29 protein-coding genes and 1 tRNA gene are annotated in these 20,934 nt (G+C 42.2%); 5 read left to right on the plus strand and 25 right to left on the minus strand.

From position 1 onward, the window contains the following. The first annotated feature begins 53 nt into the window (after positions 1-53). Positions 54-1,769 carry a BamA/TamA family outer membrane protein gene (locus AADY36_RS14185; RefSeq protein ID WP_082423004.1) on the plus strand — a complete coding sequence of 572 codons (1,716 nt, stop codon included), beginning with the start codon at positions 54-56 and terminating at the stop codon, positions 1,767-1,769. A 64-nt stretch (positions 1,770-1,833) separates the two neighbouring features. Continuing rightward, the gene (locus AADY36_RS14190) at positions 1,834-2,394 is read left to right on the plus strand and encodes a mechanosensitive ion channel domain-containing protein (RefSeq protein ID WP_152966982.1); all 561 of its coding nucleotides are present in this window, start codon (positions 1,834-1,836) and stop codon (positions 2,392-2,394) included. Between the two features lie 341 nt (positions 2,395-2,735). On the opposite strand, the gene AADY36_RS14195 is transcribed toward AADY36_RS14190, so the two are convergent. The 3 genes from AADY36_RS14195 to AADY36_RS14205 are packed head-to-tail and all read right to left on the minus strand — an operon-like array spanning position 2,736 to position 5,228. Then, complete coding sequence (locus AADY36_RS14195; RefSeq protein WP_054563408.1) at positions 2,736-3,794, minus strand: succinylglutamate desuccinylase/aspartoacylase family protein; 1,059 nt, start codon at positions 3,792-3,794, stop codon at positions 2,736-2,738. A gap of 46 nt (positions 3,795-3,840) precedes the next feature. Further along, positions 3,841-4,746, minus strand: a complete 906-nt coding sequence (gene rimK, locus AADY36_RS14200) for a 30S ribosomal protein S6--L-glutamate ligase (protein WP_054563407.1) — start codon at positions 4,744-4,746, stop codon at positions 3,841-3,843. Between the two features lie 59 nt (positions 4,747-4,805). Further along, positions 4,806-5,228, minus strand: coding sequence for an ATP-dependent zinc protease family protein (locus AADY36_RS14205; RefSeq protein WP_054554208.1), 423 nt, complete (start codon positions 5,226-5,228; stop codon positions 4,806-4,808). A 160-nt stretch (positions 5,229-5,388) separates the two neighbouring features. Between AADY36_RS14205 and zntB the strand changes: the two genes are divergently transcribed. Continuing rightward, on the plus strand, positions 5,389-6,360 hold the full coding sequence (zntB, locus tag AADY36_RS14210) for a zinc transporter ZntB (RefSeq protein ID WP_054563406.1): 972 nt from the start codon (positions 5,389-5,391) through the stop codon (positions 6,358-6,360). Here the strand turns inward: zntB and AADY36_RS14215 are convergent. Together AADY36_RS14215 and AADY36_RS14220 are read right to left on the minus strand one after the other, a co-directional pair. Further along, entirely contained in the window at positions 6,355-6,576 is a 222-nt protein-coding gene (locus AADY36_RS14215; protein WP_054563405.1) for a Rho-binding antiterminator, read from the minus strand. The two genes, zntB and AADY36_RS14215, sit on opposite strands and share 6 nt — an antisense overlap. Before the next feature lie 62 nt (positions 6,577-6,638). Next, positions 6,639-6,713, minus strand: a tRNA-Arg gene (locus tag AADY36_RS14220). Between the two features lie 219 nt (positions 6,714-6,932). On the opposite strand from AADY36_RS14220, the gene AADY36_RS14225 reads away from it, so the two are divergent. Beyond that, a complete protein-coding gene (locus AADY36_RS14225) occupies positions 6,933-7,115 on the plus strand; it encodes a helix-turn-helix domain-containing protein (protein ID WP_054563404.1) in 183 nt (60 codons plus the stop codon). Here AADY36_RS14225 and AADY36_RS14230 read toward each other — a convergent pair. The 3 genes from AADY36_RS14230 to AADY36_RS14240 are packed head-to-tail and all read right to left on the minus strand — an operon-like array spanning position 7,112 to position 8,820. Then, on the minus strand, positions 7,112-7,918 hold the full coding sequence (locus AADY36_RS14230) for a phosphotransferase family protein (protein ID WP_342409105.1): 807 nt from the start codon (positions 7,916-7,918) through the stop codon (positions 7,112-7,114). The genes AADY36_RS14225 and AADY36_RS14230 overlap by 4 nt on opposite strands. After that, positions 7,919-8,542 (minus strand): nicotinamide riboside transporter PnuC, encoded by a 624-nt coding sequence (gene pnuC, locus AADY36_RS14235; protein WP_054563402.1) that lies wholly within the window; start codon positions 8,540-8,542, stop codon positions 7,919-7,921. 20 nt (positions 8,543-8,562) lie between these two features. Continuing rightward, the gene (locus AADY36_RS14240) at positions 8,563-8,820 is read right to left on the minus strand and encodes a YkoF family thiamine/hydroxymethylpyrimidine-binding protein (RefSeq protein WP_054563401.1); all 258 of its coding nucleotides are present in this window, start codon (positions 8,818-8,820) and stop codon (positions 8,563-8,565) included. Positions 8,821-8,935: 115 nt separating this feature from the next. On the opposite strand from AADY36_RS14240, the gene AADY36_RS14245 reads away from it, so the two are divergent. Continuing rightward, on the plus strand, positions 8,936-9,175 hold the full coding sequence (locus tag AADY36_RS14245) for a DUF2960 domain-containing protein (protein ID WP_054554201.1): 240 nt from the start codon (positions 8,936-8,938) through the stop codon (positions 9,173-9,175). A 5-nt stretch (positions 9,176-9,180) separates the two neighbouring features. Here AADY36_RS14245 and alr read toward each other — a convergent pair whose 3' ends face one another. The 17 genes from alr to radC form a co-directional block, all read right to left on the minus strand. Continuing rightward, positions 9,181-10,260 (minus strand): alanine racemase, encoded by a 1,080-nt coding sequence (gene alr, locus AADY36_RS14250; protein ID WP_342409106.1) that lies wholly within the window; start codon positions 10,258-10,260, stop codon positions 9,181-9,183. Beyond that, on the minus strand, positions 10,260-11,639 hold the full coding sequence (gene dnaB / locus AADY36_RS14255) for a replicative DNA helicase (protein ID WP_054563398.1): 1,380 nt from the start codon (positions 11,637-11,639) through the stop codon (positions 10,260-10,262). Before dnaB ends, alr begins: the two co-directional genes overlap by 1 nt. 292 nt (positions 11,640-11,931) lie before the next feature. Beyond that, positions 11,932-12,873 carry a DUF4097 family beta strand repeat-containing protein gene (locus AADY36_RS14260; protein ID WP_342409107.1) on the minus strand — a complete coding sequence of 314 codons (942 nt, stop codon included), beginning with the start codon at positions 12,871-12,873 and terminating at the stop codon, positions 11,932-11,934. An 11-nt stretch (positions 12,874-12,884) separates the two neighbouring features. Then, positions 12,885-13,370, minus strand: a complete 486-nt coding sequence (locus AADY36_RS14265; RefSeq protein ID WP_239963378.1) for a hypothetical protein — start codon at positions 13,368-13,370, stop codon at positions 12,885-12,887. After that, a complete protein-coding gene (locus tag AADY36_RS14270; RefSeq protein WP_342409108.1) occupies positions 13,357-13,908 on the minus strand; it encodes an RNA polymerase sigma factor in 552 nt (183 codons plus the stop codon). Before AADY36_RS14270 ends, AADY36_RS14265 begins: the two co-directional genes overlap by 14 nt. Positions 13,909-14,050: 142 nt before the next feature. Then, positions 14,051-15,799, minus strand: coding sequence for a DUF7305 domain-containing protein (locus AADY36_RS14275; RefSeq protein ID WP_342409109.1), 1,749 nt, complete (start codon positions 15,797-15,799; stop codon positions 14,051-14,053). After that, positions 15,792-16,316 (minus strand): prepilin-type N-terminal cleavage/methylation domain-containing protein, encoded by a 525-nt coding sequence (locus tag AADY36_RS14280; protein WP_235575509.1) that lies wholly within the window; start codon positions 16,314-16,316, stop codon positions 15,792-15,794. The genes AADY36_RS14275 and AADY36_RS14280 overlap by 8 nt, the downstream gene beginning before the upstream one ends. Further along, positions 16,313-16,714 carry a type IV pilus modification PilV family protein gene (locus AADY36_RS14285; RefSeq protein WP_054563395.1) on the minus strand — a complete coding sequence of 134 codons (402 nt, stop codon included), beginning with the start codon at positions 16,712-16,714 and terminating at the stop codon, positions 16,313-16,315. The genes AADY36_RS14280 and AADY36_RS14285 overlap by 4 nt, the downstream gene beginning before the upstream one ends. Next, complete coding sequence (locus AADY36_RS14290) at positions 16,711-17,163, minus strand: GspH/FimT family pseudopilin (RefSeq protein ID WP_058583802.1); 453 nt, start codon at positions 17,161-17,163, stop codon at positions 16,711-16,713. Before AADY36_RS14290 ends, AADY36_RS14285 begins: the two co-directional genes overlap by 4 nt. Before the next feature lie 5 nt (positions 17,164-17,168). Then, on the minus strand, positions 17,169-17,600 hold the full coding sequence (locus AADY36_RS14295; RefSeq protein WP_327077777.1) for a type IV pilin protein: 432 nt from the start codon (positions 17,598-17,600) through the stop codon (positions 17,169-17,171). 302 nt (positions 17,601-17,902) lie between these two features. After that, a complete protein-coding gene (gene rplI / locus AADY36_RS14300) occupies positions 17,903-18,355 on the minus strand; it encodes a 50S ribosomal protein L9 (RefSeq protein ID WP_054554192.1) in 453 nt (150 codons plus the stop codon). Between the two features lie 35 nt (positions 18,356-18,390). Then, positions 18,391-18,618 (minus strand): 30S ribosomal protein S18, encoded by a 228-nt coding sequence (rpsR, locus tag AADY36_RS14305; RefSeq protein WP_002962753.1) that lies wholly within the window; start codon positions 18,616-18,618, stop codon positions 18,391-18,393. A 12-nt stretch (positions 18,619-18,630) separates the two neighbouring features. Further along, entirely contained in the window at positions 18,631-18,933 is a 303-nt protein-coding gene (gene priB, locus AADY36_RS14310; RefSeq protein ID WP_342409280.1) for a primosomal replication protein N, read from the minus strand. A gap of 67 nt (positions 18,934-19,000) precedes the next feature. Then, on the minus strand, positions 19,001-19,342 hold the full coding sequence (gene rpsF / locus AADY36_RS14315; protein ID WP_036973113.1) for a 30S ribosomal protein S6: 342 nt from the start codon (positions 19,340-19,342) through the stop codon (positions 19,001-19,003). Positions 19,343-19,570: 228 nt separating this feature from the next. Continuing rightward, entirely contained in the window at positions 19,571-19,726 is a 156-nt protein-coding gene (gene rpmG / locus AADY36_RS14320) for a 50S ribosomal protein L33 (RefSeq protein ID WP_022946036.1), read from the minus strand. An 11-nt stretch (positions 19,727-19,737) separates the two neighbouring features. Next, complete coding sequence (rpmB, locus tag AADY36_RS14325; protein ID WP_036973115.1) at positions 19,738-19,974, minus strand: 50S ribosomal protein L28; 237 nt, start codon at positions 19,972-19,974, stop codon at positions 19,738-19,740. 273 nt (positions 19,975-20,247) lie between these two features. After that, positions 20,248-20,922 (minus strand): RadC family protein, encoded by a 675-nt coding sequence (gene radC, locus AADY36_RS14330; protein ID WP_054563392.1) that lies wholly within the window; start codon positions 20,920-20,922, stop codon positions 20,248-20,250. Between the last annotated feature and the right edge of the window lie 12 nt (positions 20,923-20,934).

Genomic DNA, 20,934 nt, shown 5'->3' on the forward strand with positions numbered 1-20,934 from the left:
TCCCACGCTTAGTATGTAGTAGTTGCACAGGAGATACTCAACTAAGGGTGTAAATGGGATTTAAGCAGTCGCACTTTGTTGCTAGGTTAATAACACTATTACCAATCTGCATAGCAGCCAATGTTCATGCAGAGCAGTTATTTACTGACGATAATAATTATTGTCAAAACCAACGTACGCTTAAATCACAAGATAATAACTTACGCCGCCAGCTCGATGCAGATAACCCCCTACCCGATGTCGCTAATAACCGTAAAATAGTCTCTATTGAACTTGAACAGCTGAACGTATTTAACACTGAGCTTGAAGAAGAAAATAACTTTTTATTTCGCTTTGCCAATCGCGCTCACATGACTACAGAGCCAGAGGTAATACACAGCGTTTTATTGTTTCAAGAAGGTGATGTTTACAATCCACGTAAATTACTTGAGTCTGAACGATTACTGCGTAAACAAGGCTACTTGTATGACGCGCGTATCAACGCAAAGCTCGATTGTGATGGCAACGTACATGTAAAAGTAATTACGCGCGATCTGTGGACCTTATTACCTGAAATAAGCTTTAGCCGCAGTGGTGGTAAGAATGAGTCGAGCATTGGCTTTCGCGAATCTAACTTTTTAGGCTGGGGTAAGCGAGTGTCGTTTAGTCGCACCCGTGATGCTGACCGTACTGGTTACCTGTTTGTGTATGATGATCCGCATATATTCTCTAGCCGCTATCAAGGCCGCTTAGAATATTCAGATAACGATGACGGTAAACGTCATTACCTCGATGTAAGCTATCCTTTTTTCTCGATTGATACGCCCTACAGCTACGGTGTTACAAGTTACTCAGATCAGCGCCGAGAGTCACTTTACTATCGCGGCGATGTAGTTAGCGAATTTGAGCAAAAAACCTTATTAAACCGCGCTTACTTTGGTCATTCATCACAACTTGGTAATAGTTGGACCCAGCGCATTAAGCTTGGCATCGAAAACCGAGAAGAAACCTTTAGAGAAACGCCATTTACGCGCTTTCCTATCGCTGAAGATAGAACGCTGAGTTACCCTTATGTTAGTGGCCAATGGTTTGAAGATCACTACGTTAAGGTTAGAAACTTCGATAGCATCTACCGTACTGAAGATTTAAACCTTGGTTGGAATATCCACGCCTTACTCGGTTATTCGAGTGATGATTTTAGCGACGATGCCAGCCGTACTATTTATTCGTTATCTTTATCAAAAGCACATTACTCTGGGGACAACCAGTTATGGCGCTTTAAAGCAGACCTTGATGGCTACTGGAATGAAGAAACCGATGACGTTGAAAACCTGTTTGCCAGCACGCAGCTACAGTATTATCTCAATACCACACTAAGACAAAGCTGGTACGCCAAAGTACGCTTACAATATGCTGAAAACCTCACTGCTGATAAACAACTTACTATTGGTGGTGAAAATGGCCTACGTGGTTACCCGCTTGACTACCAAGTAGGCGACCGCAGCTTTTTAGTGACTCTAGAAAAACGCTACTACTGGGAATATGACTTACTGCAATTGTTTAAAGTCGGTGGTGCCGCATTTTATGATATTGGAAGAGCCTGGTATAACGACAAAGATAATGGTGCCAATGGTAACGTGCTACAAAATGTGGGTGTGGGCCTGCGCTTAGCGCCAAGCCGTGCCAATGCCGGTACGGTTATTCACCTAGATATTGCCGCACCTATTAACAAACAAGATGACGATATTGACTCTGTGCAATGGCTAGTAACGGTTAAAAATACCTTTTAAAGTGGTGTTATTGTTAAGCTAAAAAGCTAAAATCGAAACGTAAAATATTAACTTAGGAACCCTTTTGGACTTCGTCGAATTCTTTAACGAGCAATATCATTTAATCGTGACTGTTATCGCGGTTTTGCTCTATCCGCTACTGCGTAAAACCACCAAAAAGCTGCTGTTAAAAGCAATTAAAGGCAAGGCTGATCCGCATCGCGAATACCGTGCTGAGCTGTTGCTCAATATCATTCTTGCCATTGTTATGCTGTGCTTAGTGTTAGTTTTTTGGGGTATAGAGCTACGGGGCTTATTAGTACTTGGCTCATCAATTTTTGCCATGCTAGGTGTCGCGCTTTTTGCCGCCTGGTCTTTACTAAGTAACCTAACAGCTTTCTTGTTGATGTTTATTCAAAACGACTGCCGTGTTGGCTTTTGGGTAAGAGTAATTGACGGTGCAAACTTCTTAGAAGGCCGCATTATCGAAATGGGCTTAATGAATGTTGTACTCGAGCATATTGATGGTCACAAAGTGATTTACCCAAACAACATCTTTGTCACCCGCCCTGTAATGGTGTTAAAGAACCCGCCAACAGCGACTAAAGCGCCAACCATAAAACGTATTTTAGGCCCAAAAAAGTAACGGCTTAAAGTTAACGAGATGCTTGCTAAAAAGGTGTTCTTTTTCTGCTTCCATAGGCGATTAATATAAAACTAAATAAAATGACTAAAGGGTGAAATAACACGATATGAGCAACACTTAGCTCTGTAAAAAAGCCGTGCGTAAGTGAAATAGCAAGCGTGAATAAGCCTGTATAAAATAGCAATATTTTCATCTTTGATCCTTTAGTCATTCTTACGACAATTAAGTAAGTAAAAAACTATAAACCTTGCACTTGCTCTAAGGTCAAGTAATAGATGGGGACAGGCAGATACAAAAAAGCCAAACATATAGTTTGGCTTTTTGAATTACAGAATAGGGTATTAGTTATTTAAATCTGCGGTTTTTAACTCGTCTTCAATATCACTTATTTCATCAATAAAGTTTTCGAGCTGTTGTTCAACTAGGCTGTTTGCATGAGCAAAGTAAGCAAGATGAAATACGGCATCCCCCTCGTTTACCAGCGGCATAGTCTGCTGACCAATGACAATACCACTTCGCGGCGCGAGTAGTTCAAGTTCAGCATCACCAAGAGGGCTACTTATATAAGCGAGGACCTGCCCTTTCATTACTCGCTCACCCAGTGATACTTGTGCACGAACAATACCGTCAACTTCAGCACGTATCCAACTCGTCGAGCTTGCAATAATCGGCTCTGGTAGCTTTTTAGCACGTTTGCCGCGCACCATTTTTAAATGGCGCATCACATAGTCAACACCTTGCACACCTGCTGCAATGGCAATTGGGTCAAAGCGCAGCGCTTCGCCGGCTTCGTAGGTAATAACGGGTATTCCTAAATTGGCAGCTTCACTGCGTAATGAGCCATTGCGAAGTGACGCATCAATCACCGCAGGAGTACCAAACGCTTTTGCCATGGCTGCTGTTGCAGGGTCGCTCAAATTAGCGCGAATTTGCGGCAAGTTAGTTCGGTGAATTGCCCCTGTGTGTAAATCAATAATATGCGTACAATGCATCGCCACTTGAGTAAAAAACGCATTCGCCATTCGCCCAGCTAACGAGCCACGCGTTGAGCCCGGAAAACTGCGGTTCATGTCACGACGGTCTGGTAAGTAGCGTGACTTATGAATAAAACCAAACACATTCACAATCGGTACCGCAATAATAGTACCGCGCAATTGCTCAGGATCGATTTTAGCAAGCAACTGCCTAACAACCTCAACACCATTGAGCTCATCACCGTGAATTGCAGCACACACCATTAATACAGGTCCTTGCTGCACACCATTGACGACTTCAATTGGAATATTTAACGGCGAGTGGGTGTAAAGCTTGGCAGCTTCAATCGCAAATGTTTTACGTTCGCCAACACCCACCGTATCGCCTAAAATTGAAAAAGGTGTATTTTTCTTAACCTTAGCCACGCACTTTTCCTTTTAATAGAGCGCTTATTTTCCTATGGGTAAAGGTTTAACCTTTACCACGAGTTGCAGTTTTCTTTGATGCCGCTGTTTTTTCAATAAACTCGACAATCATGCCTGCAATGTCTTTACCGGTTGCAACTTCAATACCTTCAAGACCAGGTGATGAGTTAACCTCCATCACCAATGGACCACGTGCAGAGCGAAGTAAATCAACACCCGCAACGTTTAAGCCCATCGCTTTAGCTGCAGCAACAGCTGTTTTTCTTTCTTCTGGAGTAATACGAACCAAAGTCGCACTACCACCACGGTGTAAGTTAGAACGGAATTCACCTTCTTGCGCTTGACGCTTCATCGCGGCAATTACTTTATCGCCTAATACAAAGCAGCGAATATCAGCACCGCCCGCTTCTTTGATATACTCTTGCACCATGATGTTGGCTTTTAAGCCCATAAATGCTTCGATTACACTTTCTGCAGCTTTGCGTGTTTCAGCTAATACCACACCGATACCTTGGGTACCTTCAAGTAGCTTAATAACGACTGGCGTGCCACCCACCATACTTAATAAATCTTTTACGTCATCTGGTTTACTTGCAAAGCCTGTCACTGGCATACCCACACCTTTACGCGAAAGTAGCTGTAGTGAACGTAACTTATCGCGCGAGCGAGTGATCGCCACAGATTCATTGACAGGGTATACACCCATCATTTCAAACTGACGTAATACCGCACAGCCATAGAAAGTTACTGACGAACCAATACGCGGCACGATAGCGTCAAAATCCTTTAAATTTTCACCACGGTAATGGATTTCTGGCTGCTCTGAATTGATGTTCATATAACAACGAAGTGCATCAATCACTTTCACTTCGTGGCCACGCTGCTCTGCGGCTTCAATTAAGCGACGTGTTGAATACAAATTTTGGTTGCGAGATAAAATACCAAGTTTCATAAGTTAAAAACCTTAACTGATAAACTCATACACGTAGCAACGTGTGATAAGTCCTTTTCCTATAATAAATGAGATAAAGCCGGATCAACGACTATGCGATTTTCCATTGCTGTACGCCCTAACAACATTCTAAACTTCATTGTTGAACGGTTACTTAAAGTCACCCTTACAGGCCAGCTTTGGGTTCCTGCGACTAATTTTGTTTCAATAAAGTAGCGTAGCTCACGCTGACCGCTTGAACTGGTCACATACTTACGCTCAACTACTTTGGCACGACACTCTACCGTTGTTTCTACATCGTCTTGTAGAGGATGGGTAGTAAATTTCACCCATGCTTCGCCATTTTCTGAAAATTCCTCAATGTCAAAAGCATGAATACATGAAGTTCTCGCTCCGGTATCAACTTTTGCTTTGATTTTTTCTATTCCCAGTTCAGGCAGGCCAAGCCATTCTCGCCAGCCAACAATAATTTTTGCGCTCATTAATGTGCCCTCTTTAAAAAAGTGTCTTATACGCTACAGAGCTAGAAACACCAACGAAATATATTTATCCACTCGATAAGTCGATTTCATTAATGTAGTCTTGACTATATTAATGTATTTACTCAACCATATAGCACTATTTGTAAAACGAGAGTTCAATATGATCAATGGGTTACTTCATGTCTTAATTTTAGACGAACAAGGCGGTGCACGTGCTATTGAAAATAGTACTGAGCTGCAAAATTGGCAACCCGAACACGGAAAACTTTGGGTGCACATGGACTACAGCCAAGCTGAAGCCGTTGACTGGCTTGAGCAAAGTAATTTATTAACTGATTACGAGCTTGAGTCCCTTATTGCCGATGAAACACGTCCGCGTTTAAGCAAAGTCACTAATGGTAATATGCTGTTTTTGCGTGGCGTTAATCTAAACCCTGCGCAAAGCCCAGAAGACATGGTCTCGTTACGCTTATTTATTAACGAAAATATTGTGATCACAACCCGTAAGCGCCGTTTATTATCGGTGCAAGATGTTGTTGAATCGTTCGATGGCAGCAATGGTCCTTGCTCAATCTCTGAGTTAGTTTGCCAATTGGCGCAAAACTTAACATCGCGTATGCAAGCTGTTATCGACAGTTTAGATGACACACTCGATGGCTTTGAAGATGAAATTGATGAACCAAACAAAGGCTTTGATCATCAATCATTAGCACAAATACGCCGCCAAACAATCGCGTTAAAACGTTATTTAAGGCCACAAAAAGAAGCGCTTATTACTTTGTTAAACAACAAATATAAGTGGTTAGATGAAGACGATAAAGCACGCTTAAACGAAACAACCAATATGTTGATCCGTTATTTAGAAGAGCTAGATAGCTCAATTGAACGCGCGCAAATTATTCAACAAGCAATAACAAGCCAAGTATCTGAGCAACTAAACCAACGCATGTATGTGATGTCGGTAGTTGCAGCACTGTTTTTACCACTTGGCTTTTTAACTGGCTTACTAGGTGTAAACGTAGGCGGTATTCCGGGCACTGAAAGCCCTTACGCATTTAGCTTATTTATTATTTTCTTAGTGGTGCTAACCGTTGGGATTGGTATTTACTTTAAAAATAAGAAGTGGTTATAACGCAACAACCTTTTTAATTAAATCAAGGCGGGCGGCATGTTCGCCTTTTTTTGTTGCCAAAATCAGGTGCTCACCATCGGAGTTGAGTATTTTAAGGGTCTCTGCTTTTCCTTCTAACTGCTCACCAGATACTAAGGTAATGCGTAATAAGGATTTATGCATGCACCATAATTCATATTTATCGTAGTCGCCACATGCAATAGGTTGATAAGTCATTAGCTTTTTGAGATTGCTGAAGGAATAAATCGAGCTTAGAAGATATTAAAGTGAAGAGCAAATGGCGCTCTCGGCAGGGATCGAACCTGCAACTTAGCCTCCGGAGGGCCACGTGATATCCATTTCACCACGAGAGCACATTTGTCGTCGTCAATACTGACTCGCGATATCAGCATGACAACCCGGCAATGATAATGGCATCTTGTGCTAAATGCTAGCATCGAGGCCTTTATATGCACATAAATTCAGCAATTTGCATTAAAACACTTCACTTTCGTGCAGAACCAAGGTATTAACGTATACTTAATAAAATTAATAACAAGGTGGCAGTATTGCCATGTAAGGGGAATTTGATCATGAGTTTAATGTCTACAGAGCAAGTCGCGGAGTTTTTAGGTGTAAAAGTCGAACGCGTAAAACGTCTTGCTCGCGAGCATTTACTGATCTCGAAATCACAAGATGACAAAGGTGAACCTTTGTTTGATCCAGAAGACGTAAAAAAATATAAAGAACTTGCCGAGCGAATTGGCGGTCTTTAATTTTTAGCTTTTTCTATGAAGTGGTTAAGCTGTATTAGCAGGGGCGCCACTTTATCCATCGCACCACGTTGTTCGTACCAACAAATACACAAAAGCAAAAACAGCGCATGAAATGCCGCGAGCTTTTCAACTGATAAGTAAAACTCATGATGTTCGCACACTAACGCTTGGTAACGTTTAAGTAACACTAATTGCTGCTCGTCATTTAACGCAAAGCTCACCACCAGCGCAGCTAAGTCAAAATAAACATCGTTGCTTTTGGCATATTCAAAGTCGATTAAAAACATACCCGACTCATTCACAATGATATTTTCTTTTACTAAATCATTATGACAAAAACCCATGTCTTTAGGCGCTGAAGCAATATAAGCCAGTGACTGTTTAATTAGCTCAGCATGTTGCTGGTAACGCGCTGTTTGCTGGTAGTAGTTAATTTCGTAGGCAATATCCATCGGTTCAGTAAGCACAGGGTAGCGGTGTAAATTAACTAAGTCGGGCAATAAGCTACTACAAAACTCACCGCTGGCAATGCTGCCTGCCACGTATTCGAAAATAGCCGTATCGGTTGCTTGTTCTAACCAAAGTGGGGCTGGGCAGCAGCTTTGCTTTGCAAAATGCGCTTGCGCCGCAAGGCCAATCGCAGGCCAATGGTCGCGATAGTGCTTAACCAAGAAATCTTGGCTTGCTGTTTTAACTAGGTAGTTATCATTGCTTAGCCCCTCAACCAGCGGACTGATTGAGGTGATAACTAAACGTGAGTTGAAGCGCGTAAAAAGCGCGTGAATTTGTTGCTCAGTTTTCATCTATAGCTGTGCAAGCGGCTTAGCCTGATGCTGCTCGTATTCTTCATACCAGGTTTTAAAGCCCCACGCGGCCATAATGGTGTAAAACACGAAAAGTACTAAGGTTGGGTAATACCCTTTTTCAAAGTATAGGTACATAGATGCTGCATCAATTACAATCCAGTACAACCAGTTTTCCAGTACTTTCTTGGCAACAAGGTAGGTTGTCACCACCGCAAAACAGGTGGTAAAGCTGTCTAAATAAGCAAAATCAGCGTGCGTGTAATTGGTCATCACAAAACCAATGGCAACTGAAGCCAGTGAGGTGGCAAGCAAAATCACCGCATGACGCTTTAACGACCATGAAATAATGGGCAGATGATCTTTATTATTCACGCCCCTGCGCCAAACCACCCAACCATATACCGCCATATACATGTAGTAAAAATTAAGTAGCGACTCCATCAACAGTGCGCCATTCCAGTACATTACGGTATAAATAAAGGTGCTCACAAACGCGGCTGGCCAACACCATAAGCTTTCTTTAATCGCTAACAGTAAATACGCCATCGATAAGGCAACGGCAATATATTCCCAATGCGACATGGCAGTAAAGCCTGAGAAGGTTTCGCTCAAAAATTCCATAACACGCGCTACTTTAGGGTTTAGTCTTCGCTAGGCGACAAGTCACCATGTAAGAATTTACAGACGAAAATAGCTTTACCAAACTCTTCATAAGAACGTTTGATTTCAGTATTAAGTACAGACATCACTAAATCATAGTCACCAAAAATCTGAGTAGATAAGGTGTTGGTGATCACTTTAAGCCCTTCATAACTGTTTACACGGTCAATAAAACCTTTGATAAACGGAATGTAGTCTTGATGTAGTGGGTACTTACTGATCTCTACTGAAAGTTTCATTATGATTTACCGAGTCTTTGAAAAGTATTGCATTGTAACCCGCTTATACTAACAAGTCATGGCTATGGTTATTTTTTAGTGTAAAATCAGCCCCGATAAACATTGAGGATTCATTATGGCACGCCGCATCACTTACAAATTTAAAAACCAGCCTCGCGAAATCAATTTTGCAAAAGATAAATACCGCGATATGTATCATGCTATTGCTGCGGCTGAAGGCATTGATTTAACCAATTATTTAAAAATGGAACAGCAAGTCGAAATGACTTCAAAAGGCTCTGCAGCAGTACGTAACTTTCGTGACCAAGAGTTTGCACGAATGGGATTCAGTGACGTGTATTTTATTAAAGAGTAACAAAGTTACTCTTGATACTCGTAACTTACACGTGGGGTGATATTACACAGTAACTCGTAAGGAATGGTTGTTGCGCATTGGGCAATCTCTTCAACGGGTAGCTCAGGCCCCCACATAATCACCTCATCACCAACTTTGATGTTGTCGCGGTTATCACCAATATCCACCGTTATCATATCCATCGCTACACTGCCAACAATACCATAGCGTTGTGATTTGATAACCACAGGTGTGCCCTGCTCGGCATGGCGTGGATAACCATCCCCATAGCCCATCGCAACCACCGCAAGCTTAGTCGGTTTATCGCTGTGCCAGCGTCCACCATAGCCAACACACTGATCGGCATCGACATCGCGTATCGCGATAACTCGCGTTGTTAAACGCATAACAGGCTCTAGTCCGTGCTGTTGCCCTACGCCATTGAGCATTGGCGATACGCCATAAAGCATCAAGCCAGGGCGCACCCACTCACCATGGCCTTTTGGCCAAGCAATAATGCCAGCAGAATTTGCAAGGCAATGCTGTTCACTTTTGCCATCTGCCAGTGAGTCAAATAAGGCAATTTGCTGAGCAGTCTTTTCATCATTGATGTCGTCGGCGCACGAGAAATGCGTCATTAACTTAATGTCATCACGGGCATTTGGGCTTGCTTTTAAGCGACTGTAGAAAGACTCAAATTGCGATGGCGCAATACCCAGTCGATGCATCCCCGTATTCACCTTTAACCAGCATGCAATTGATGCATCAAGGCTTGTTTTTTCAAGCGTTGCGAGCTGATTTTCATCATGAATAATGGTTTGAAAGTTATTGGCAAGCAAGATAGGTAAATCATCTTTATGAAAAAAACCTTCAAGTAATACAATCGGTTTTGTCAGTCCACCTGCACGTAGCGCTAACGCTTCGTCTATTCGAGCAACCGCAAATGCATCGGCATCATTTAGGTATTGAGCAATTTTAACTAAGCCATGGCCATAGGCATTGGCTTTGAGCACTGCCATTACTTTGCAACCAGGCGCAAAGCGCTTCACTTGTGCTAAATTATGAGCAAGTGCTTTTAGGTTGATTTCGGCAATGGCTAAGCGCATTAGTATTCGTCGTCCATAGCTGGACCCGCGTAGTTATCAAAACGCGAGAATTGACCTTGGAAGGTTAAACGTACTTTACCGATAGGACCGTTACGTTGCTTACCTATGATGATTTCGGCCACGCCTTTTTCGGTACTGTCTTCGTTATACACTTCATCACGGTAAATAAACATGATTAAGTCGGCATCCTGCTCGATTGAGCCTGATTCACGTAAGTCGGAGTTGATCGGGCGTTTATCGGCACGTTGCTCTAGGGTACGGTTAAGCTGCGATAGTGCAATAACCGGACATTGCAGCTCTTTTGCTAGTGCTTTTAATGAACGAGAGATTTCAGCGATCTCTAAGGTACGGTTGTCCGACAAGCTTGGCACACGCATTAACTGCAAGTAGTCGACCATGATCATACTAATACCGCCATGGTCACGGGCAATACGACGTGCACGCGAACGCACATCTGTTGGTGTTAGGCCCGATGCATCATCAACATACATCTTACCTTTTTCCATCAACAAGCCCATGGTTGACGACAGACGCGCCCAATCGTCATCATCTAGCTGACCGGTACGAACCTTAGTTTGGTTAATACGACCTAGCGATGCCAGCATCCTCATCATGATTTGCTCTGAAGGCATCTCTAGTGAGTAAATAAGTACAGGCTTATCTTGTGTCATGGCTGCGTGTTCGGCTAAGTTCATCGCAAAGGTTGTTTTACCCATCGATGGACGTGCTGCCACAATGATAAGGTCAGAAGGCTGCATACCCGCCGTCATTTTATCTAGGTCAGCATAGCCGGTACTTACACCTGTCACACCATCTTGTGGCGACTGATAAAGCTCTTCAATCTTATCAACGGTTTTTTCTAAGATACTGTGTAAGTTTTGTGGGCCTTCGGTGCTTTTACTACGCTGCTCAGCAATTTTGAATACTTTACTTTCAGCAAAATCGAGCAGGTCATGACTGGTACGCCCTTCTGGGCTAAAACCAGCTTCTGCAATTTCGTTCGCAACACCGATCATTTCACGAATAACAGCACGCTCTCGCACGATATTCGCGTAGGCATCAATGTTCGCCGCACTTGGCGTGTTCTTAGCAATTTCAGCGAGATAGGCGAAACCACCAACACTACTTAACTGATTGTTTTTCTCTAAGCTCTCAGAAATAGTGATCAAATCGATTGGATCACCGCCTTCAGCAAGACTAACCATAGCCTCAAAAATCAGCTTATGGGTTCGGGTATAAAAATCCTGCGCAACCACTAACTCAGCAACACGGTCAAACGCTTGATTATCAAGCATTAAACCACCTAAAACAGATTGCTCAGCTTCTATTGAATGGGGAGGGACTTTTAACGTATCGACTTGCTTATCTGGTTTGGCCATAACATCACAAAACTAAAATTGAATGGCTCTATTCTATCTACTTGCTAAGGCTGTGCAAATAGTTAATACCAATCGACTTAAATATTTGGTCATTATAGCGTGCTAAATAAAGCGCTAACTGCGTTAGAAATGTCTAAAGTAGAGTAACTACATGTCAAAATTTCTGCCTTGTTATCACTTCATTTATCTGTCGCTATTTAAGACCAACAACTTAACACGATTGGTATAAGCGGGAAGTCCTCCCGCTTTATTGTAATTGAGTGAAATATTGTAATTGAGTGAACTCTAATCGTTATTTCTGTTTACGAAGTTCAATGCGTCCGCTAATCGTATCCATTTCTATATCAGCATCCCCACCGTTAATACTAAATTCTAAGTCGCTAGATGGGCCGTATTTCGCCTTCGTTGCTCTGTCATCACTAAGCTCATTAACGATTTTACCGTTAGCGTGAGCTTCAATTTCAAACTTTGCCGATACATCTGTTGGGAAGTAAAACTCGGCATCACCACTGACTGATTCAAAACGAATATTAGCATCCTCAAGCAGCTTATTGATGTGAACTTCAGCTTCACCATTTACGGTATTGATGCGCAGCTTTTTAATTGCATCAAATGCAAAGTCGATATCACCGTTTACGTTTTCAAGACGCACATCTTGTGCTTTGGTTTTTGACTTAATGTCGCCATTCACCGCGGTAAAGCGTAAAGCTCCTTGCGAGTTTTTATCGTTAATTTCACCATTAACTGTTTCAAAGCGAATATCACCGTTTAAATCATGAGCATTCACATCACCATTAACCGTTTCAAAGCTCATGTTGCCGCGAATATCTTGCACTGTGATATCACCATTGACGGTATCAATCTCTGCGCCTGCTTCAAGCTCTTTAGCACTAACTGTGACATTCACCCCAGCAAATTCAAGCTCACTGCTTTTTGGCATGTAAATGGTTAAACGAGAGCCGTCACCGCTATTCCAGCCACCTAAATTTCGCGGCATTTTTACGATAAATTCAACACGGCTGCCTTCAACCTCTAAACGATAACCTTGTGCTTTATCGTCAAGCTCACCTTCGATTTTAAGTTGTGGTTTATCCCACCCTTCAATGCGCACATCACCACGTTGGTTTTCAATAAAAATGCGTTTATTGGCAGGTACATCAATTTGTTCATTAATGGTTTGTCCTGCCATTGCCATCAGTGGCAGTAATCCTAAAGTTAAGGCTAGTAATTTCATAATTGTCACTCCTAAATCGTTTGCCACTTCGGTGCATGCACCTTGTTAATTAAGTCCAGTTGTTGCTGATAAACCTGCGACAGCATTTGTAATAAAGCTGGGTTTTCAGGTTCATTCTCAAGTGCTTGCTTAATGGCACTTTCGGCTTCTTCTAACTCTTTTAGTTGTTGCTGCCAGTTGTCGGTTAATGCAGGTTGATTTTGATACTGCACCAACAAACCTTGCTTTTGCTTGGTAAAATAATCGCTCATTGCCATCATGCTATTTGGCTCACCTTGGCCAACAAAAAGCTGTACGGTCAATAGTGCGGCAATACAACAAGCGGCAACTGCAGCGAGTTTATTCCAGCCATGGTTTGGCTTATCAGCTTGCTCTGGTTGCCCTGTTGCAATTGCTCGCTCAACACCGGGCCAGAGATCTTTGTCTGGGCTAATATCTTGCTTATGGTTAAGCGAGTCATTTAAAAATTGTTCAAATTCTGGCTTACTCATTTTCATACCACTCTTTTAATAACTGCCTTGCACGGTGAAATTGCGATTTACTTGAACCGACCGCCATATCAAGCATGCTTGCTATCTCTTCATGGCGATAACCTTCAATTGCATGGAGTACAAACACCATACGTGCTCGCTCAGGTAGTCTCAGTACCAATTTATCGAGGCCGTTAAAGCCATCGCAATCTGCTGCGCTTTGCTCATCCATACCGCTTTGTTCAAAACTCACTACTTTTTGAAACCAGCTTTTATGTTTGCGAATGTAGCTAATCGCAATATTGCTGGTAACACTATGTAACCAAGTCGAAAATTGTGAGCGTCCATCAAAGTTAGCGATTTTATGCCACAACTGTACAAACACTTCTTGTGTTGCATCTTCGGCGTGCTCTTTGTCTGCAAGTAATCGCAAACAAAGGCTATAAACCCGCTTCACATGCAACTCATAAAGTGTTGCATAGGCAGCTTGTTCACCACTTTTTACGCGCTCTATCAAGGCATGCTCACTTTGCTGGGCAAACGCTTGTTCTGCATCTATCAACATCCTGGATGTTGTCCTTTATGATTATTGTTGTGAATTTAGTGTATTAGACGTAAGGAGGGATTCAAAAGGTTTAAATGAAATTAATTTTTTTTGTGTAAGCTACAAATAATTGAGCTTACACAATTTTATTTGGGGCTTTGCGTTATTCGGCAGGTGATGCTTCGCTTTCTTCTTCAGTTGTTTCTGCGGTTTTGTAGCTCCAACCTAAAAATACGATGCGTGCCGAAGAAGCAGGCGTGCCGCCATTTTGTACTTGTAATAAACCTGCATCATAGTGAGCGCCACTGCCCCCTGATGCAGTAATTGTTGAGCCACGTACACTACCAAACAGCTCGCCACTGCCCGATAGCTTCACTGTTGTCAAAGGGGCATAAATAGCCGCATATAAATTCGCAGCACCACTAAATTGCACGCCATTTACACCATTAAATGATGAATAAAATGATAACGACGGATGGCCACTGGTGGTTAATCCTTCCTGCTCAGTAATGACTTTTGCGCCTGCACCAATATTTACTTTTCCGGTTAATAACACTGTTAAGCTACTGTCTTTTTTGATTGTTAAGCTGGTATCCCCTTCCATCGAAAAGTCGCCATCAATCAGTAAAATAACATCACCACCAGAAACTTCCATTTTGCCGTCACTGGTCATTTTGAGCCTATCAAGTGCAAAGATATACTCTTTACTATTACTGCCATTAGCTTGGTTTTGCGCTTTAGAGTTAAACAAGAAAACATCGGCAAGGCTTGGCAAAATAACTTGGCTACCACCGCTACTAAAAAAGCCCTTTTCAGTATTAAGTTTAAATTGTTGCGTAGGACCAATCGAAACAGAACTATAACTGCTCACTTGGTCTGTGATGTCTGTCATTTTCTCTGGCAAAATTAACGGGTCGCAGCTAGTGTCTGGATTAGTTGGGTCATAATCAGGGGCTGTTGGGTCAGCAACAGTTATCGGCTCAACATTCGGGTTTACATTAAACTTGCTATCACTGTAGTGCACACCATCTTGTTGATTATTGTAGGTGTCTTTAAAATCGCCTGAGCCGCCATACATAATATCCAGCGCTTCGTCTTGGCTATTAGTGATGAATGTTGACCACTGCATTTTTGCATCACCATTGGCTCGCACAACCCCCGAAACAGTTCCGCCACGATGGGTATAATAACCTCGGGTATAAACATTACCGTCAACACGTAAACCACTGCCAGGAGAAATATAAACACCGGTATTTGAATGGATATTACCAATAATTGGTGATGAACCATTTAAGTAGATAACCCCGGTCGCTTTTACATCGCCCTTTATCGGTGAATGACCCGATAGCACCACATCTGAATCACCAGCAATCGTTGAAACATCACCATCATTCGACTTGGTTTCTTCGTAGGTGCCTTTGCTCGAATCATAGCTGTCGATACTACCACTACCCGACAAGTTAACCCCTTTACAGCCCACCATCGCATTAGTGAAAATAGAGCTGCCTTTCGCGCCTTGTACTGCAAAACGGGCGACTAAGCTACTTTGTGCGTCACCATCAAATCGTTGCCCTAAGCTTGCAATTTCAAGCTCACCGGCAGCATTTTGACTTAAACTGGCATTAAAAATGGCATCATCAGCGATAACACCAGAGCCCGATGCATTACTGGTTTTACTGATCAAATCTTCAACCGCTAATACACCTTCATCATTCAAGGTTTGTTGCAATAACTTAGCTTGTTCAAACACACCTTTTTCAGCCATTAAACGACTGTTTAATTTCTTTTGAAAGTTACCACTTAAGCGTTCTTGAACAACGTTTTCACGTAGCGAGCTAAGCACCACGATGCTGGCCATACTGGTTAAGATCAACACTGTAATTAAGGTGAAACCATTTTGCTTGTTATACACTGCCAGCTCCGTATGCTTTGACTAATATTGCATTAGTTAACGCAATATCAATGTTAATACCATTACCGAACTGAGCAGGTAAATCATTTGGCTTTACAGTAACGGTTACAAGCTCCCCGGCGATATCAAATGACAAAGCTTCGATTCCTGTCAGTAATCGCTCTGAGGCAGCACCATCGAGTGAACACATTAAGTTGCTACCATTTAAGCTATATACTTCAACCACCTGCGCAGTTGTTGCAGAGCCATCACAGGCAATGACACCACTTGGCTGAGTAATAGTAATCGTGCTTTTATCTGCACTGATGGTGGGTGTTAGTTGTGTTTGCTTTATGCTGCGGTTGAATACTTTACTGGTATAGCGAATCACTTCTTGAGCGTTTTCAAGCTCTTTACTTACTTCAATCGTGCTTTTTATCGCCGAGTAAGACAAGCTCACCCCAGCTAATAAAAAAGCGCCTGCTGCCAGTGCCACCATCAGTTCAACTAAGGTAAAACCCTGAGCGCCTTTATTCATGAGCATACCGCCGTTAAATCAGGGAAACTGGCATTTAGACTAATTTGATTTTCTGCATTGTCTGTCATGCGCTTATCGACCCAAGCCACATTAACTTGCATATCATCACTGTAAGTAGCTGGGATCGTCAGTTGATAATCACTCACTTGTGGCGCGAGCGAAGCTCTAAATGTCGCGTCTTGAAAAAGTGCGGTATTGGTTTTTTGAATTTCACAAATGCGCGGCCACAAACGCTCTATAGTATTTTGTCCCTGAATAAGTGACACGGTGTAATTAAAGCTATTGGTTGCATATTGTAGCGATTTTAGCTGCGCTGCCGCCAAGCCTAATAATGCGATGCCAGCGATCACCACTGAAATCATCACTTCTAATAATGAAAAGCCTGCCTGCTTATTCATGCACATCCTCGCTGTGAATTTTCTACTAACCAGTTTTGGCCACTTTTAAGCACACACATCACGTAATCTGTGGTATTTGTGTGCTCATCTTTCACTAAAATTTCAGCTTGTTTATCAACTTCGCCACTAGCACTAATGGCCAATGCGACTAAATTGACGGTAACACCGCTTTTTGTGACCGAAAATTCTTTTAAAACCGTGTCTACCCCGCCCTCGTTGAGGGTCACTTGCCAACTATTATTACTGACAACTAGGTTAATAGGTTTGTCGCGTTTGACCGCTTCACTGCGTGCAAATTTATAAGCACTATTTAATTGATTTGCAGTAGTTACCACGCGATCTTGCAAAATTTGTTGGCTAAAAGACGGAAAAGCAAGGGCTGCCATAATGCCAATAACACTCAGCACAACCATTAACTCAATTAAGGTAAACCCTGCAATTCGACGCAATTGTGTTACTCCCAGCAATCACTAAATGAAGCGCTATAACTTCCATCATGTTTAACGGTTAATTCACCACAGCGATCACTTGCTTGCGCCGAACCCGATTTAGGAGCTGCTTTTAAACTGTAGCCACGATTTTTAAAATCGCTTACAGCACCTGATACTTTATCTGTCGCTGTGTAGGTAAAGGTGTAATAGTCGGTATTTTGGGTTACGAATGCATTAGGATAGCCGCCATTTCGTGAATAAATACGTTCGAGACTGGCGCTGTATTGCAGTAACTCTTGTTGAATATCAGCACGGCGACTACGTTGCATGTGCTCAGTGTAAGCAGGTAGTGCTACGCTATACAGAATCCCTAAAATAGCGATCACGATAAGAATTTCTACTAATGTAAATCCTGTTTGTTTACCCATTCCATGTGGTACTAATGCACTTTTCAACCTCAACCCCTTAATACTTTTTAACCAGCACAATATAAATGACAGCGTTGTCAGTGTCAATTTTAACCAATTTACTTTTACTCATTCGATTATACTAATAAGAACAAGAAAATTAAGAAAAAAGAACGTATGTTTTTAAAATAGGTAAGATTATAGGGTTGGTATTTGTATGTTTAAAATATAGAAACCAATACTATTGGATGACAACTGAAGAAGCAATAGCGGTACAAAATGCTACAATTTATAAATTTCAGGCACAAAAAAGCCGCACCTAAGTGCGGCTTTTTTACTTAATATTGCTATTAAGCTTCAGCGATAACGATTACTTTGATAGTAGCCGATACGTCTGAGTGTACTGCGATTGCTACGTCAAATTCGCCAGTCTCACGGATAGTACCTAGAGGTAAACGAACTTCTGATTTAGCAACTTCAACGCCAACAGCTGAAATAGCTTCAGCGATGTCGCGAGTACCGATAGAACCGAATAACTTGCCTTCGTCACCAGCTTTAGAAACTAGTGTAACTTCAGCTAATGCTTCTAACTTGTCAGCGCGAGCTTGAGCAGCAGCTAGATCTTCAGCGATCTTAGCTTCTAAATCAGCACGACGTGCTTCGAAAGTTTCGATGTTAGCTTTAGTTGCAGGAACTGCCTTACCTTGTGGGAAAAGGAAGTTACGTGCGAAGCCAGATTTAACTACAACCTGGTCACCTAGGCCACCTAGGTTTGCGATCTTGTCTAGTAGAATAACTTGCATGTCTCTACACCTTTTAAAAACTGTTAATCCGCTGCTTACTTATGTAAGTCAGTGTATGGAAGAAGGGCTAAGTAGCGAGCACGCTTGATAGCAGTTGCTAGCTGACGCTGATATTTAGCGCTAGTACCTGTGATACGGCTAGGTACGATTTTGCCACTTTCTGTAACATAGTTTCTAAGAGTAGCTAGATCTTTATAATCGATTTGTTGTACGCCTTCCGCTTTGAAGCGGCAGAACTTACGACGTCTGAAATAACGTGCCATGAGTAAAATTCCTCAAAAAATTCTTTCTATATGTTGAGCATGCAAGACCAATTGGCTTAAGCCGTTTCGGCCTTCGTGACGGTTTAAAAACCCCGTCACTTGCACTTGTTGCCCAACGTGCAATTGTTGAGTTTGTTGTTGCATTGGCGTGCCGCTGGCAACAACTTGAAGCCTTACATAACAATTACGGTTAAGGTCTGCTTCAACTTGCATCGATTTATGTTCAAGAACAAAAATACAATGCGGTATACCAGCAGGGCTTTGACTATATTTAGGTGTTTTACAAACAACCCCAGATAGTGTCAGCTGATTCATATAAGGATTAAGCGGTTGGCTCATCTTTTTGTCTCAACTGCAAGCGCCATGCTTGAACTCAAAACGATTAAGCAGCTGGTGCTTCTTTCTTCTCTTCTTTCGCAAGAGGAGATGCTTCAGTTACAGCGTCTTTAGTACGCATAACTAAGTTACGAAGCACTGCATCGTTGTAGCGGAAAGTAGTTTCTAGCTCGCTGATTACTTCAGTAGGTGCTTCAACGTTCATAAGAACATAATGAGCTTTGTGAAGCTTGTCGATTGGGTAAGCCAATTGACGACGGCCCCAGTCTTCAAGACGGTGGATAGTACCACCAGCTTCAGTGATAGAACCAGTATAACGTTCGATCATACCAGGTACTTGCTCACTCTGATCAGGGTGAACCATGAATACGATTTCGTAATGACGCATGGATATTCCTTACGGTTAATAGAGCCTTCTACCGTTTCGGCCAGTCGGTTTAAGGCAAGGAATTAAATTTAATAAGCCGAAATGAGCGCGCATTTTACGCTTAGATTGATAATTAAGCAAGATAAAACAGCAAGCCAAGCTAGATTATTGTGCCCTATTAAGATTTTCTAAACGCTAAAAACAAAAAACCCAGCCGAGGCTGGGTTTTTGATATTCTGAAAACTAAAATTACTTGATTTTAGCTTCTTTGAAAATCACGTGTTTACGAGCTTTAGGATCGTATTTTTTGATTTCCATTTTTTCAGGCATGTTACGCTTGTTCTTGTCGGTAGTGTAGAAAAAACCAGTACCAGCAGTTGAAACTAAACGGATCTTATCGCGCATGATTCAGTTCCTTAAACTTTTTCGCCACGAGCACGGATTTCTGTAAGAACCGCGTCGATGCCTTTTTTATCGATAATACGCATACCTTTAGTAGTAGTGCGTAGTGTTACAAAACGTTTTTCACTTTCAACCCAAAAACGGTGAGTTTGTAGGTTAGGTAGGAAACGACGTTTAGTCGCGTTTCTCGCGTGTGAACGGTGGTTACCAACCGCTGGACGCTTACCTGTAACTTGACATACTTTAGACATGTCTATATATCTCCAATAACTTCGCTCGAGCTTAATTTTCCCTTAGGCCAGTATTTGTGCCCCGGGATAAATCGAAGGGCGCTCTTTATACAGCTTATACAGGCAAAGATCAAGTAACAGATCTTATCCAATCAGCTCATGTGTAAATTTGATAGCGGCTAATTATAAAGATCGAATGCCCTTAGGGAAAGTAAAAACTGCATTTAAATTAAACTAATTTCTAAAATCGCCCTAAACTGCTCATTTTTAACACACTCTCTAATACAGTTGGCTCTATATAAGCCCTCTTTCAGCAAACGAAACACAATTTTCACCACCCACTATGATGTGATCCAGCACATTTATGTCAATTAAGGCTAAGGCTTGCTGTAATTTTGTGGTGATTAATTTATCGGCCTGACTAGGTTCAGCAACCCCACTTGGGTGGTTATGAGCAAGTATTAGAGCCGCCGCATTATTACGCAGTGCAGCTTTAACAACTTCACGTGGGTACACAGAAGCGGCATTAATAGTGCCGTAAAAAAGTACTTCGTCTTTAATTAGCTGGTTTTGACTATCTAAGTACAGCACCATAAATACTTCTTGCTGTAAGCCACGTAATTGAATAGTTAAATAGTCATACACAGCTTGCGGCGAATTAAATAGTGCCTCGCGCTTACATTGCTCAAGCATATAGCGCCGGCTTAGCTCAAGTACCGCTTGAAGCTGCACATACTTAGCAGCTCCTAAACCCTTTTGGGCACAGAACTCTTGTTCAGATGCATTAAATAAGTCGTGCAAAGTGCTGTTTATATCGAGCAGGTGCTCAGCCAGCTCAATGGCATTCATACCCGGTACACCGGTACGTAAGAAGATTGCTAATAACTCTGCATCTGAGAGTGCTTTGGCGCCTTGGGCAAGTAACTTCTCCCGCGGCCTTGCTGATAAAGGTAAATCGGTTAATGGCATTGCTTCATCCTT

It is taken from the genome of Pseudoalteromonas sp. D15MCD-2, from assembly GCF_038562745.1.
In the GTDB taxonomy this organism is placed as follows: domain Bacteria; phylum Pseudomonadota; class Gammaproteobacteria; order Enterobacterales; family Alteromonadaceae; genus Pseudoalteromonas.

Bases quoted from the DNA above. Each gene is read 5' to 3' on its own strand.
- AADY36_RS14185 (WP_082423004.1), top strand. From the start codon at position 54: ATGGGATTTAAGCAGTCGCACTTTGTTGCTAGGTTAATAACACTATTA.
- rimK (WP_054563407.1), bottom strand. From the start codon at position 4,746: ATGAAACTTGGTATTTTATCTCGCAACCAAAATTTGTATTCAACACGT.
- AADY36_RS14205 (WP_054554208.1), bottom strand. From the start codon at position 5,228: ATGAGCGCAAAAATTATTGTTGGCTGGCGAGAATGGCTTGGCCTGCCT.
- zntB (WP_054563406.1), top strand. From the start codon at position 5,389: ATGATCAATGGGTTACTTCATGTCTTAATTTTAGACGAACAAGGCGGT.
- AADY36_RS14215 (WP_054563405.1), bottom strand. From the start codon at position 6,576: ATGACTTATCAACCTATTGCATGTGGCGACTACGATAAATATGAATTA.
- AADY36_RS14225 (WP_054563404.1), top strand. From the start codon at position 6,933: ATGAGTTTAATGTCTACAGAGCAAGTCGCGGAGTTTTTAGGTGTAAAA.
- AADY36_RS14230 (WP_342409105.1), bottom strand. From the start codon at position 7,918: ATGAAAACTGAGCAACAAATTCACGCGCTTTTTACGCGCTTCAACTCA.
- pnuC (WP_054563402.1), bottom strand. From the start codon at position 8,542: ATGGAATTTTTGAGCGAAACCTTCTCAGGCTTTACTGCCATGTCGCAT.
- AADY36_RS14240 (WP_054563401.1), bottom strand. From the start codon at position 8,820: ATGAAACTTTCAGTAGAGATCAGTAAGTACCCACTACATCAAGACTAC.
- AADY36_RS14245 (WP_054554201.1), top strand. From the start codon at position 8,936: ATGGCACGCCGCATCACTTACAAATTTAAAAACCAGCCTCGCGAAATC.
- alr (WP_342409106.1), bottom strand. From the start codon at position 10,260: ATGCGCTTAGCCATTGCCGAAATCAACCTAAAAGCACTTGCTCATAAT.
- dnaB (WP_054563398.1), bottom strand. From the start codon at position 11,639: ATGGCCAAACCAGATAAGCAAGTCGATACGTTAAAAGTCCCTCCCCAT.
- AADY36_RS14260 (WP_342409107.1), bottom strand. From the start codon at position 12,873: ATGAAATTACTAGCCTTAACTTTAGGATTACTGCCACTGATGGCAATG.
- AADY36_RS14265 (WP_239963378.1), bottom strand. From the start codon at position 13,370: ATGAAAATGAGTAAGCCAGAATTTGAACAATTTTTAAATGACTCGCTT.
- AADY36_RS14270 (WP_342409108.1), bottom strand. From the start codon at position 13,908: ATGTTGATAGATGCAGAACAAGCGTTTGCCCAGCAAAGTGAGCATGCC.
- AADY36_RS14280 (WP_235575509.1), bottom strand. From the start codon at position 16,316: ATGAATAAAGGCGCTCAGGGTTTTACCTTAGTTGAACTGATGGTGGCA.
- AADY36_RS14285 (WP_054563395.1), bottom strand. From the start codon at position 16,714: ATGAATAAGCAGGCAGGCTTTTCATTATTAGAAGTGATGATTTCAGTG.
- rplI (WP_054554192.1), bottom strand. From the start codon at position 18,355: ATGCAAGTTATTCTACTAGACAAGATCGCAAACCTAGGTGGCCTAGGT.
- rpsR (WP_002962753.1), bottom strand. From the start codon at position 18,618: ATGGCACGTTATTTCAGACGTCGTAAGTTCTGCCGCTTCAAAGCGGAA.
- priB (WP_342409280.1), bottom strand. From the start codon at position 18,933: ATGAATCAGCTGACACTATCTGGGGTTGTTTGTAAAACACCTAAATAT.
- rpsF (WP_036973113.1), bottom strand. From the start codon at position 19,342: ATGCGTCATTACGAAATCGTATTCATGGTTCACCCTGATCAGAGTGAG.
- rpmG (WP_022946036.1), bottom strand. From the start codon at position 19,726: ATGCGCGATAAGATCCGTTTAGTTTCAACTGCTGGTACTGGTTTTTTC.
- rpmB (WP_036973115.1), bottom strand. From the start codon at position 19,974: ATGTCTAAAGTATGTCAAGTTACAGGTAAGCGTCCAGCGGTTGGTAAC.
- radC (WP_054563392.1), bottom strand. From the start codon at position 20,922: ATGCCATTAACCGATTTACCTTTATCAGCAAGGCCGCGGGAGAAGTTA.